11 protein-coding genes and 1 pseudogene are annotated in these 12,741 nt (G+C 33.9%); all 12 read left to right on the plus strand.

What is annotated here, in order from left to right:
• The coding region (locus HMPREF9423_RS11215; protein WP_006149450.1) for a DNA/RNA non-specific endonuclease at positions 1-480 on the plus strand (480 nt) is incomplete at its 5' end.
• A 9-nt stretch (positions 481-489) separates the two neighbouring features.
• The gene (locus HMPREF9423_RS11220) at positions 490-954 is read left to right on the plus strand and encodes a hypothetical protein (protein ID WP_006149455.1); all 465 of its coding nucleotides are present in this window, start codon (positions 490-492) and stop codon (positions 952-954) included.
• Positions 944-1,387, plus strand: a complete 444-nt coding sequence (locus tag HMPREF9423_RS11225) for a hypothetical protein (protein ID WP_006149456.1) — start codon at positions 944-946, stop codon at positions 1,385-1,387. Before HMPREF9423_RS11220 ends, HMPREF9423_RS11225 begins: the two co-directional genes overlap by 11 nt.
• 55 nt (positions 1,388-1,442) lie before the next feature.
• Positions 1,443-1,622: pseudogene (locus tag HMPREF9423_RS12145) on the plus strand (PoNe immunity protein domain-containing protein); the annotation flags it as partial.
• A gap of 324 nt (positions 1,623-1,946) precedes the next feature.
• On the plus strand, positions 1,947-2,249 hold the full coding sequence (locus HMPREF9423_RS11230; RefSeq protein ID WP_006149457.1) for a WXG100 family type VII secretion target: 303 nt from the start codon (positions 1,947-1,949) through the stop codon (positions 2,247-2,249).
• A 57-nt stretch (positions 2,250-2,306) separates the two neighbouring features.
• Positions 2,307-5,576: a type VII secretion protein EsaA gene (gene esaA / locus HMPREF9423_RS11235; protein WP_006149459.1), complete on the plus strand. Its 3,270-nt coding sequence runs from the start codon at positions 2,307-2,309 to the stop codon at positions 5,574-5,576.
• A gap of 1 nt (position 5,577) precedes the next feature.
• Entirely contained in the window at positions 5,578-6,039 is a 462-nt protein-coding gene (gene essA, locus HMPREF9423_RS11240; protein ID WP_006149461.1) for a type VII secretion protein EssA, read from the plus strand.
• 130 nt (positions 6,040-6,169) lie between these two features.
• Complete coding sequence (locus tag HMPREF9423_RS11245) at positions 6,170-6,412, plus strand: hypothetical protein (protein ID WP_006149462.1); 243 nt, start codon at positions 6,170-6,172, stop codon at positions 6,410-6,412.
• A 14-nt stretch (positions 6,413-6,426) separates the two neighbouring features.
• Positions 6,427-7,575 (plus strand): type VII secretion protein EssB, encoded by a 1,149-nt coding sequence (gene essB, locus HMPREF9423_RS11250; protein WP_006149463.1) that lies wholly within the window; start codon positions 6,427-6,429, stop codon positions 7,573-7,575.
• A gap of 9 nt (positions 7,576-7,584) precedes the next feature.
• Positions 7,585-11,961: a type VII secretion protein EssC gene (gene essC / locus HMPREF9423_RS11255; RefSeq protein ID WP_006149464.1), complete on the plus strand. Its 4,377-nt coding sequence runs from the start codon at positions 7,585-7,587 to the stop codon at positions 11,959-11,961.
• Positions 11,962-11,972: 11 nt separating this feature from the next.
• A complete protein-coding gene (locus HMPREF9423_RS11260) occupies positions 11,973-12,302 on the plus strand; it encodes a DUF4176 domain-containing protein (protein ID WP_006149465.1) in 330 nt (109 codons plus the stop codon).
• 3 nt (positions 12,303-12,305) lie between these two features.
• A partial coding sequence (locus HMPREF9423_RS11265) for a YwqH-like family protein (protein ID WP_006149466.1) occupies positions 12,306-12,741 on the plus strand: 436 nt, incomplete at its 3' end.

Consider the following 12,741-nt stretch of genomic DNA (forward strand, 5'->3'; position numbering starts at 1 on the left):
GCTAGTAAGGATACTGCAGAAAATATAATTAGGGACGGTTCTCACTTTGATGAATTTGGAAACTTAAGACCAAATATCAGATATCAAGCTGGAGAATTTGAGTATATTTATCAAACTGATGAATTAGGCCGTTTAACTAATTGGGATGCGGAGGAACTTCATCTAACAGAAAGAACTAAACGATTACCACACGATTCCAAGTCACCTGGTAAGTTATCGGGAGACCAAGCTGGACATATGGCTGGTGATAGATTTGGGGGATCACCTGGAAAAGATAACGTAGTTTCTCAGTTAAGAAAAGTAAATTTGAGTGATTATAAAAAATTGGAAAACCAATGGGCTAAAGCTTTGGAAGAAGGAAAGGATGTTTCTGTTAGTGTAAAGTTGAACTACGTTGGAGACAGTCTGAGACCGGATAGTTTTGAAGTTTTTTATAAAATAGATGGCAAACCAACATTTAAAAATATACCAAATAATTAGGAGAAAACAATGACATTTGAAGACGAATTTTCAGCCAAACAGACAGACATGATTCAACTAGCACTAGAATATGCGGATAGGGTAGAGCAAAAGATTGATACTGTATACATATATGGTTCTTTTGAGACAATGTATTCTTTTGATGTTTTCTATAAAGATGATAGAAATAATATTGTAATGTTGCATGAACTTTCACAAAAAGGTATGAGTGAATCTGAAATAGATAATTTGATTTTTTCAGTTTTGAAATTAGGAAATCAAGATTTACAAGATATTCATAAAATTTGTCGAAAGTATAATCGTCCGATGCCTACACAGATAAAATTGATTTATGATAATATACAGAATAAAGTAAGCGGTAAGTATTCCTATGATTTATTTTATTCCAACTCAGATACATTAACAGCAGATGATATTTTTGAACAATGGTACAAAGAAACAAAAGAAGAAGTGAAAGGACATAATGACATTTGAAGATAAATTTATGGAAGTTCAGGTTAGCATGATTTCATTAGCAATGGAATATGTCCAAAATCAAGCAGAAAAAGTATATATTTATTGCATCTCTGAAGAAGCATTGCACTCATATAAAGTTTTTTATAAGATTAATGGCATTGTAATCGAAATGGATAAAGTTAATGAAGTTGCGACAAATAAAATAGATGATTCCGATAATAGGGCATTCGCTTTATTGGAATACGGAGCTGAAGATATACAGAAATTGCTTGATGTGTGCCAAGAATATGACCGCGAACACCCAACTGAGATGTGGTTGATTTATGATGCTCAGAAAAACAGTCTTGATAGTCGCTATAGTTATGAAGGGCGTTATGACAAGGATGAGGAATTGATTCCACGTCTAGAGTTTGAAAAATGGTTTGAGGAAGTAAAAGAAAATCAGCTATAGTATTTATGGGAAGGCTATTAATTTACAGTTCTATACTTTTTATAACTGACTAGTATTTTGGTATTATAGTCATTCTGATGAACCTTGGTAAAGAATACCTAAGTATGACAATAGATATTATTATGATTACTGGAGTTTTGACACCTTCTCAACTTGTAAGATCAAAGGAATCTACGACGAATGCTTGAAAGACCTATTGTATTTCCCATATGATCTTCTAGTCCAAGAAAACTAAGAAAACTGGGGGAATCCAGTTTTTATCAAACAGGTAATCTTCTTTTTCTTCACGTTAACAAGGACATCCACAGCATGGATGAGGTCTTCAAGCAAAGATGGATTATATCGGAGGTTGAAAGCAGAAAAGTATGATAGAAAGCTTATTTATATGGTAGAATTTTTAGTTTAAATATGCGTTGAATAGGTTTTAATAACTTATCTCGTCAAAATAATTTTTGTTAAAAATACTTGTATCTATTATTTAATATAATACTTGCGTAAGTATTGGAATAATGTTAAAATAATAATGTAAAAAATAAAATAAAAACATAGAGGTAGAAATATGTCAGACCAAATTCGTGTATCCACCGAAACCCTTCAATCACGTGCGCGTGAATATGGAAAAGCTGCTAATGATATCAGAGTTATTTTGAATAATCTTCAGCGTTTACAAAATACTTTACGTACAGAGTGGGAAGGTGCAGCCTTCGAAGGTTTTGAAAGACAATTCCTTGAGTTGAAACCAAAAGTTGAAAACTTTGCGGACTTGATGCAACAAATCAATACACAACTTGATAAGACTGCTGAAGCAATGAAACAAAATGACCAAGCTTTATCTAAAAACTTCGGCATTCAAAACGGTTGAGGTTAAAGTTGAGGATTTATCCTCAACTTTTTTACTATGTTTACCTAAGGAGAAAATGTGAATAAGAAAGTTTTATTTAGTCTAGGGGCATTATTGTTATTTATTACAATAATAGTATCCTTCTTTGCCATTGTAAAACCAACACCTATCAGCCAGGCAAACTCAGAATCTTCGGTGCAACAAGCTCCTATTAAAGTTGCTGTTGTAAATGAAGATGCAGGAAAAGTATACAATGGACAACAAATTAACATTGCTAATACTCTAGTAAATTCGTTTATTTCAAAAAATAATTACAAGGTGGAAGTGGTTTCCCGCTCAATTGCTGAAAGTGGTTTGAAGAATGATACTTATCAGTTGATGATAGTCTTTCCAAGTAAATTTTCAGAAGAATCTTTAGCTATTGAGTCAACTTCACCGGTTCAAGCAACGTTTCAATATCAAATCCAATCAAGTGACCAACTAACTGTTAAACAAGCAGAACAAGCAGTAGTAGCTTTTAAAGAACTTTTTAATAAGGACTTAATTAATATTTATTTCACTAGTATTATTGGAAATTTGAAGACAGCGCAAGGACAGGTTGCTGATGTCGTTACAAATGAACAAGAATCACTATCAACTTTTAACAATAAGTTAGTAGGTCCACTTGCTCAATATAGTCAACAATTTAATGGATTAGGCTCATCACCAAATAATTTATTATCAGTTTATTCATCCTTTAATAAAGATTTATCAAATACAAATGATGCTTTTAAATCAATTGTTTCTGTTGATAAAACATATGAGGGAACAATAGAACAAATCAAAGCGCAACAGGAAAAATGGCAACAGTCTTTGGATACTAGAGAGAAAACTTTGTCAAACTATGATAAAGACTTTTCTAAATTATCTGTTAAGGAACAATTATCTAAACTAGACAGTATAAATACCCATATCAATAATAATTTATCTGAGCCTGCTATTTGGAAAGAAACTTCGGATAAAGTTGTTTCCTATAATAAAGATATTGATTCTCTTCTTGAGATTCTAAAGAATAATAATAAAGATATCGATGACACTTTGTCGCATTATGATACAAAAATTAAAGACGCAGTAGAATCTTCTCTGACTAAAAATTCTTCGACAGCAGATGAGGCTAGTAAAACACTTGGTGGTTATATCAAAACGTTGAACACTAGCATGCAAGATCAAATCACAAGCAAATGGCCTGGTGTATATTATGATGACGCAGCTATTGATAATCTTTCTTTGTCTAGTTCTGATAAACAACATTTGAAAAATATTAGTGCTTTTATGCAGTGGTATAGTAAGAAGACGGGGAAAGAGTTGCCTACTTTGAAAGCTACAACTCTTGAAAATGAAGAATTTTCTCGCCTAAAGGATGAAATTAAAACCAAGAGTACAACAAAACGAGAGATATCTTTACCATCATTTGAAGGAAAAATTTCAAAATTAACATTAACAGTACCAAGTGGTTACTACCTAAAAGAATCAAACTATGGATTTTCCGACCTTGGAGGGGGGAACTATCAGATAAATATAACCAGTGAAGTTTCTGCTGGTACAGTTGTTTCTTATACGCTAGCTATCAAGAATGAAAATGACATCAATGTACTTTCTCCCGTGTTTGTTAAGTATCAGCTAGATACGACAGAAGATGTGAAGGTTATAAAAGAAGATGCACCGTATTTAGAGGAAACAAAAGAGAAGGAGACAACAGAGAAAGAAATAGTTCCTTCAGCACCAGCTACTTCAGATACTCCTGTAACTTCTACTACCGATTCAGGTTCAAGTGCTGCTAAACCTGAAGAGAAGAAGTCAAAAGATGTTCTCACTATAACGAAGACTATCACGACTACAAAGACAAATCAGACAGAAAAGAAAGTTTTGAATCGTCACTATGAAATGCAAGATGTTATTTCGAACTGGGAGTATAGTCCTACAAAACTAACACAAGCTATTTATAAAGATGTGGATGGTTATTTACAGTTGTCAGGTCTTGTTACTGCATATTATGGTTTAGATTTATCTAAAAATACGTATTCAGAACATATGTTTATCCCAGCAGAAGGTTCTCTTGCAGCGTTAGTAAATAATGATGATCTTAAAACAATTGTGACAAGTTTGATAAAAACTGCTACTGTGGAAGCATTGAAATCTGATTTAAAAGTTTCTGATGAAAAGATGAATGAGATTCAGTCTCGATCAGCAAATGCTAAGAAGTTGACATCAAATATTGAACAACTGAGAACAACAACAAGCGATTTAACGTCTCAGTTGAGTAAGTTAATTGAACAGGCTTCAGAGGTAAATAAAACTATTGAATCAAAACCAAACTTTGTTGAAACAGAAAAAGTAGATAATACAAATATGGTTACAGTTAGTATGGATATGAACAGTGACCTGATTAAGTTAATGTCAGCTAGTCAAACTTTGATGACAAATACACAAGCAAATCAAGCTGTTTCTCAGACAATTGAATCGACAATTTCTCAGTTGGTAAAAGATATCAATAATTTGGAAAAAGATGGAGAATCATTAAGTACTCGCGTTTCTGAGTTGAAAAATATTATGTCTAGTGAGTATGGCTCAAATGAAGAATTTCTTAAAAACTTTTCTACTGTTTTGAGCAATACAAGAACAGGTAATACTAAAAATGATGCAGTATATGAATACTTATCTAATCCTGTAGATGCTTCAAAAGTTGGCAATGTAGTATCAGCTGCAACTAAATCACAGTCACAGTCTAGTCGTCAAGATGAGAGATCAGGTCTTCTGATTATTTTGATTAGCTATCTGGTTAGCTTAGTTATTGCTTATCTCTTCCAACATGCAGACAAAGTGGAATTGCAAAGAATCATGAATTTGAAAGATCGTTTATCGTGGAGAAATTCTTCTGGACCGATGCTTTTCCTAAGCCTTATTTCTGTGATTGCAGGCCTTATAATTGCAATTATTGCTGGAGTTAAACTTGGTTTTTCTATCCCGCAATTGAGTGCCTTTGTACTAATTCTTTCCATAATAAGTCTGATGATGACATATGGTCTTAATATTCTTATTGATAGGCTTAGAAGTTTAGGATTTTTAATAAGCGTTAGTCTGATATTAATTTATATCATTACCGCAACCCAACTCTTTGATGAATATTATGTGAATTCAACTCCTATTTTGGGAACTCTTTCGCCTTTGACTTATCTTGAAGGTGTTGTGAAACTGTTTGTTAATCAGCAAAGTGGAGTTGTTCCTTCAATGATTGTAATCGTAGTTCTAACGATTGCTTTGGGACTTTGGAATAGTTTCTTGTATCGACAAGTTAAGGACAATAACTAACATGAAAAAAACTATCGTCTTTATCTTTCTATTGTTTTTATTTTTTACGAGTGGGAGTGTAGCTTTTGCAAATGATGGCTCTTTGCAAATAGATACGTCTTTAGATAAAAATCCTAAGAAAACAGAAATACAATATTTTGAGCAAGAGAGTAATTTAACGAAGTTATTTCAACCTGACACATACAAAGCTATTGATGCTGCAAAGAAAAATGATAGAGAAAAGTATCAATCATTTCAAACAACCTTATTTATCACTAAAGTAGAAGTCGGAAATATCGTTGATGAGTATCAATCTGCCTTATTTTCTGGTCAAATTCAAATGAACCGTAGTGATAAGAAGAATGTGTCACTTAATAACGTAAAAGCTCCTATTTCTTGGACTACAATTTTATTGTTTATACTAGGAATGATTATCACAATTTATTCTCTTTTATATAAAAAATTACATAAATTTAAACAATAAAATTATGTAGAAAAATATTTTGAGGAGATACAATCGTATCTCCTTTTTTATATGCGAAAAGTTCTTTTATAATCATGTTTCACATGATATAATAATTATAATGGCATAGTTTTAAGTTTAGGAGGTTTTTATGGAAGAGTACATTAATATTAGTCTTGATTGTAGTCCTTTTTTATCTAAAATTTTAGATTTAAGAGTCCCTGTTGAATTAACCATAAAAGAATTAATACAAATTGTTTTAGAAACTTATGGCGCAGAGGTTAAGGTATTTAATCCAAGTGTAAGAAATCAGCAGTCTGGGGATATACTTGCTAGTACTAGCAGTTTAGCTTTAGTGAAAGACGGCGTATTATTAAAATTAGAGAGAATATAATTAGGGGAGTTAGTATGGAAGTGCAAAAACTTGAATTGGTAGTTGGCGATATCAAAGGTAATCGTGAAATAGCGTATGCTTTATTAGTAGCAGAACAACCTTATTTTGTTAATCAAAATGTAATCGAAGAAGAAGGTAAATTAACGATTGAAAGTCTATTGACAGATGAATATTATTCCTGGGATAAGCTTATTACCATGATTGACGAAGAAAAGTTACGTCATTTAATAAATATTGGTCAATTGTTTCATGCGTTGCAGGATTCTATTTACACTTATAATTTATCTCCTAATAATTTAGTGTTTTCTCGAAATGGGAATCCTTTATTTGTTTTCCGTGGTGTTAAAGGACAAGTGCCACCATATGATGTTGTAAGTTTAGATGAGTTTACTGTTAACTTTAAGGCTATGATCGTGTCTTTGCTTGATAAAAAAACAAGTTATGAGAAATTGATAGAGGGACAGTCACCATTTTACAAGGGGAAACTATTCTGTGAAACTATTATGAAAGCAGAAAACTTAGATGAAATTATATCTTTGTTAGAAGAAAAATACCTAGAAGAAAGAGAACAAAATAAAGAAAAATTTTCACGGGTTCCTAATAAACTAGTATCTAGATTAAAGTTAACTACCTTAATCACATCTCTTATTGGTTTTTTCTCATTGGTTGGAGTACTTTATTTTCTATTTTTTGCTATGCCTAGCCAACAAATGATATCAGATTTGCGTCTTGCTTTTGTTCATCAAGATTATTCAGCGGTCGTATCAACCGTAAAAAATACAGATTCTAAATCGCTTAGCCAAGATGACTCCTATATGGTAGCCTATTCAGTGATTAAGACTGAACCTTTAACGGAGGCGCAAAAGACAGAGTTATCAAAAATATCAACTCAATCAAATACAGACTATTTGCGTTATTGGGTGTTAATTGGCCAGTCAAAAATTGATGAAGCAATGGATATTGCAAGTTACTTAGATGACCCCCAATTATTGATGTATGGTCTTACTAAAAAGATTGATGAAGTCCAGAGAAACCCTAATCTAACATCAGAACAACGTACTGAGCAGTTAAATAATTATAAGGGTAAATTGGAAGAATTGAAGAAGAATTACCTAACACCAGAAGTTAGCAAATCGAATGTGGCTTCAACAGAATCAAGATAGGAGTGGTGTATGAATTATTTATTTTTTGAGGACAATGTCTATCCACTCTATGCAGGAAATACCTATCAAATGGGTTCTTCAGTTGATTCTAATATTTATCTTCCTTGTCTTGAGAATATAATGTTGGATGTCAAGGAAACTGGAGTTGAATTATTAGGAAAAACTTATACTTATGGAAGTCATCAAATTTCCATAGATGAGAAGATAACTGTTTCTTTACTTGTGGTTGGGGATACAGAGTACTATCTTCTTCCTGAGAGAATTCTTTATTTATCAGATAAGAAAGAAGCAAGCATTCGCTTAGTTGATTTTCCTACAGAAATCATTTTGACTTTTGATGGGATAAATAAGACAATTTATAGTGTTAGTCCATATTATATTAACGGTGAAAGAAAAACAGGAAAACATAACATTCAAGATCTGGATCAAATTGTGTTTGAACAAGGTGTCGGTTTATCGATTCAAAAACAAATTTTATCTATCCATTCATTGTTTTCTATTGAGACATCTTTATTGCCCTTTTCTGAAGTATCGACAGAAGATCGCTCAAAGGAATTTCATCGTTCTCCACGGATTATTCTAAGAGAACCCGAGGATAAAGTAACGATTGCTTCGGCGCCAACAGATGATGAAGGTAACAAACAATCGTTACTAAGATTGATTATTACTCCTTTAGCAATGATCGTTTTTACATTACTAACGGTTTACTTTACACGTAGTGGTGGAATGATGTTTATGATGATGGGTATGTCTGTCATTACTATCGGGACTTCTATTCATACTTATTTTTCTGATAAGAAATCACATAAAGAACTTCAGGAACAGAAGATTACAGAGTATATGAAATATTTGGAAACCAAATATTCACAATTAGCTGATTTACGAGATGAACAAGTTGAAGCTCTTGTTTATCATTTTCCTGATATGTCTCAGATTTTAGAAATGGTAGAAAAAACTGACCGACGTATTTATGAAAAAACACTCTATCACTTTGATTTTTTATCTTATCGTTTAGGTTTAGGGGAAATTGATTCTAGTTTTTCTATTCAGTATTCAAATACTGAGTTAACTAAGTACAATGCAGCTGCTAACCAGAAAATTCAAGAACTTCTGTCATACTATCGTGTGACCAAGCCGGTACCTATTACTCATACATTAACAAATCCTACGGGATATATAGGAACACGACAAATAGTAATTGAGCAAGTTCAACAAATGATGATGCAATTGGCGACTTTCCAAAGCTACCATGATTTACAGTTTATCCCAATTTTTCGAGAGGAAGAGTTGGAGATATGGAATTGGAGTCGATGGTTACCTCATACAAAAATAAAAGCACTAAATAGCCGTGGTTTTGTATACAATCAACGAACTCGCGACCAAATATTAACGTCTCTCTATCAAATTATTAAAGATAGAAAGTTGGATAGTGAGCAGGATAAAGGAAAAGAAAAGCAATATAGTCCTCATTATATTCTCTTTATTACAGATTTAAGTCTGATGTTGGATCACAATATTATGGAGTATATAAATGAAGACTTATCTTATCTAGGAATTCATTATGTTTTCGTAGAAGAAGTACTTGAAAGTCTACCAGAACATGTTAAGACGGTTATTGACTATCGAGGAGATAAAAAAGCTACATTATTGCTTCAGGATGGGAATTATACAAATAAAGAAATTACACCTCTTCCATCCGTAAGCTTATCTGAGAAGGAAAATTTTGCTAGAAACCTTGCTGGTATTCATCATATTCAGACGTTACGTAATTCTATTCCAAATAGCATTACCTTCCTTGAAATGTATGGGGTCAATAAGGTTGAGGAACTAGAACTTTTAAAACGATGGCAAGAAAATGAAACTTTCCAAACAATGGCAGTTCCTTTAGGGGTGCGAGGTAGGGATGATATTCTTTATCTAAATATTCATGAGAAAGCGCATGGACCTCACGGTTTAATTGCTGGTACTACGGGTTCAGGGAAGTCTGAACTTATTCAGTCTTATATTCTTTCTTTGGCTGTGAACTATCACCCATATGAAGTTGCCTTTCTCTTAATCGACTATAAGGGTGGGGGGATGGCGAATCTCTTTGCAGACCTCCCTCATGTCGTTGGTACTATTACGAACTTGGATGGAAACCAGGCTAATCGAGCTTTGGTATCTATCAAAGCTGAACTTAAGAAACGTCAGCGTATTTTTGCAGAGAACGATGTGAATCATATCAATCAGTATATGAAACTCTTCAAAGAAGGGAAGGTTAAAGAACCATTACCTCACTTATTAATCATTAGTGATGAGTTTGCTGAATTGAAGGCAAATCAACCTGATTTCATGGATGAATTGGTATCTACTGCTCGTATTGGTCGTTCATTGGGAGTTAAATTAATTTTAGCAACTCAGAAACCAAGTGGAGTTGTCAATGATCAAATTTGGTCGAACTCTAAGTTTAAGATAGCTCTTAAGGTACAAGATGCTGCAGACTCTAGAGAAGTAATCAAAACACCTGATGCCGCAGAAATCACACAGACAGGTAGAGCCTATCTTCAAGTCGGGAACAATGAAATTTATGAGCTGTTCCAGAGTGCATGGTCGGGTGCAGATTATAATCCAGAAGGTCGAAACCATGTTCAAAAAAATACAACTGTATATGAGATTACAAGTAATGGTCAGTATAATGCCATTAATAAAGACTTGAGTGGTTTAGTCAATAAAAAAGAAGCAAAGGCTATTCCAACAGAATTAGATGCCATTGTAGAAAATGCTCGCGAAGTATTTGATAGTCTTGATATAAATCAAGTAGCAAGTCCTTGGTTGCCACCACTTGAAGAAAAAATATATACTAAAGATATACAATCAACTAACTTCAAAGATTATTGGGGTCATTCAGAAAATCTACAACCGATTTTAGTTGGATATCAAGATATTCCTGAAAGACAGGAACAATCGCCACTTTATTTCAATATGGAACAAAGAGGACATATTTTATTAGTTTCTAGTCCAGGATTCGGGAAGTCAACTTTTCTTCAGAACTTTGCGATGGATGTCATTCGTAAGCATACACCGGAACAAGTTCACTTTTATCTCTATGACTTTGGTACCAGTGGGTTAATCTCTATTTCTGATTTTCCTCATATTGCAGATTATTTTACACTTGATGAAACTGAGAAAATCATGAAATCTTTACGATTCTTAAATAGAGAGATAAAAAATCGTAAACGTGCTCTTTCTCAAGCAAAAGCTACAAACCTTACGCAGTACAATCAGTTATCTGATGAGTCTTTCCCAACGATTTTCATCGAGATAGATGGATTTGATAGCGTTATGGATGCAGATTTTGTAGATGCCTTTTATGATACTTTAAATGTCATTGCTCGCGATGGTGCCTCTCTAGGAATCTATCTAGTTGTGACACTTTCTCGTCTCAATGCCATGCGTCTACAGTTACAATCTAACTTTAAGACCAAGATTTCTCTATTCTTGTTTGACAATAGTGATTTGTCAGGAGTAGTAGGACGATCTAATATTCCGCTCGATGAAATCAAAGGTCGTGCCATAGCTAAATTTGACGACATCGTCCAATTCCAAGTGCTGTTGCCATACAGTAGTGAATATTATACAGATTACATAAAAGAAGTTCGTACAGAACAAGAAACTATGGTTGCAGCATACGATGGACCACTTCCTTCAGGTATCCCAATGTTGCCAGAAAAGGTAACCAAAGAGGTAATGTCAGATATCCTAGAAAACAGTCAAGACTTTATCTTGGGGCTTGAAAGAGAAGCTGTTGTTCCAGCATCATTTAGCTTTGACCGATCTATTCTTATTGCTTCAGATAGTCCTGCCTTTGTAACAAACTACTACAAATTATTAGAGTATCATCTGAAACGTTTGTCAGACAAGTATAATACGGTTATTCTAGATTCTAGTCAACGTATTAGTAGTCAATTCTTTGCTGGTATCCAGCGTTTTGATAGTTCTTTGGAGGTTGCTGATGTGATGAAGACGATACTGGAAGACTTTAGGAAACGCGTTGCGTCTCCAGACCAGGATTATCCAAAATGGTTGATTTTGATACCAGACATTGCTGCGACAGCTATGGTAGCAGGGATGAATGAAGTAGACTTCAAAGAGCTCCTTACAGAAGGTCCTCGCTATGGAGTAACCTTGGTGTTTGCTGGTGCTTATCAGGATCTAGTAACAAATCGATACGATAATTTTGTCAAACTAGCTAATCAGTTAGTAGAACAGGTCTTTCTTGGTGTACGTATTAGCGATCAAGACCATACTCGCTATCCTTATATCATGAATGAGCCTGCGCTTAAACCTAACCAAGGGCACATTCTGTACCCAGATCGTTATGAATTTGTTCAACTATTAGAAATTTAGAAAGGGATACAATGAAAGAAACGACTATGTTGCCACTCGGCAGTATCATTATTTTAAAGGGGAATACAAAGAAAATGATGATTATCTCACGAGTGATTGCTGTTCCTGTTAAGGGAAATATTTATCGCTTTGACTACGGTGCTTGCCTATATCCTGAAGGAGTCGTAGGCGAAAATTTGATTTACTTCAATCATGAAGATATTTTTAAGATTGTTCAAGAGGGGTATACTAATGATGAGAATGAACTCATGTTAGAAAATATTGCGGCCGTGATAGATGAAACGGATATTCCTAAAGGAAATGTGGCTGAATTGAACGAAGTAAATGAATTAGGAGGCTAAGAGATGGGAGAAATTGATTACAATCAAATTTATTCTCTTCAAAACCAGGTGAATGCCCACTACTCTAGTATCTCATCCGCTCAATCTCGAATCACCTCCATCGATGAACAATTGGAACGTCTTCGTACTGCCAAGAAGTCTGTAAGCAAAATTCAAAGAAATGTTCACGATATCAGGTATCCTATCAATCATCGCAATATCCAACCAGATTGGCATGGAAAACAAAAAGACGCTTTCCTCAAGCAGTGGGAGACCTTCTCCACCGAGTATACAAATTTCCAAACAGAGATGAATACCTTCTATGATGCCATCTGTGATGAAATCACTAGACTAGAGAACAAAAAGAACGAAGAAAACGGCATTATTGGTTGGTGCCAAAGTCAGATTAATAATTTGGGAAATTTCATCGATAAGCTACTACATACGAAGGAGGGCTTCT

The organism is Streptococcus infantis ATCC 700779, assembly GCF_000187465.1.
Classification (GTDB): Bacteria; Bacillota; Bacilli; order Lactobacillales; family Streptococcaceae; genus Streptococcus; species Streptococcus infantis.

Excerpts from the sequence above, each read along its gene's own strand:
- HMPREF9423_RS11220 (WP_006149455.1), top strand. The coding sequence starts at position 490 with ATGACATTTGAAGACGAATTTTCAGCCAAACAGACAGACATGATTCAA.
- HMPREF9423_RS11225 (WP_006149456.1), top strand. The coding sequence starts at position 944 with ATGACATTTGAAGATAAATTTATGGAAGTTCAGGTTAGCATGATTTCA.
- HMPREF9423_RS11230 (WP_006149457.1), top strand. The coding sequence starts at position 1,947 with ATGTCAGACCAAATTCGTGTATCCACCGAAACCCTTCAATCACGTGCG.
- essA (WP_006149461.1), top strand. The coding sequence starts at position 5,578 with ATGAAAAAAACTATCGTCTTTATCTTTCTATTGTTTTTATTTTTTACG.
- HMPREF9423_RS11245 (WP_006149462.1), top strand. The coding sequence starts at position 6,170 with ATGGAAGAGTACATTAATATTAGTCTTGATTGTAGTCCTTTTTTATCT.
- essB (WP_006149463.1), top strand. The coding sequence starts at position 6,427 with ATGGAAGTGCAAAAACTTGAATTGGTAGTTGGCGATATCAAAGGTAAT.
- essC (WP_006149464.1), top strand. The coding sequence starts at position 7,585 with ATGAATTATTTATTTTTTGAGGACAATGTCTATCCACTCTATGCAGGA.
- HMPREF9423_RS11260 (WP_006149465.1), top strand. The coding sequence starts at position 11,973 with ATGAAAGAAACGACTATGTTGCCACTCGGCAGTATCATTATTTTAAAG.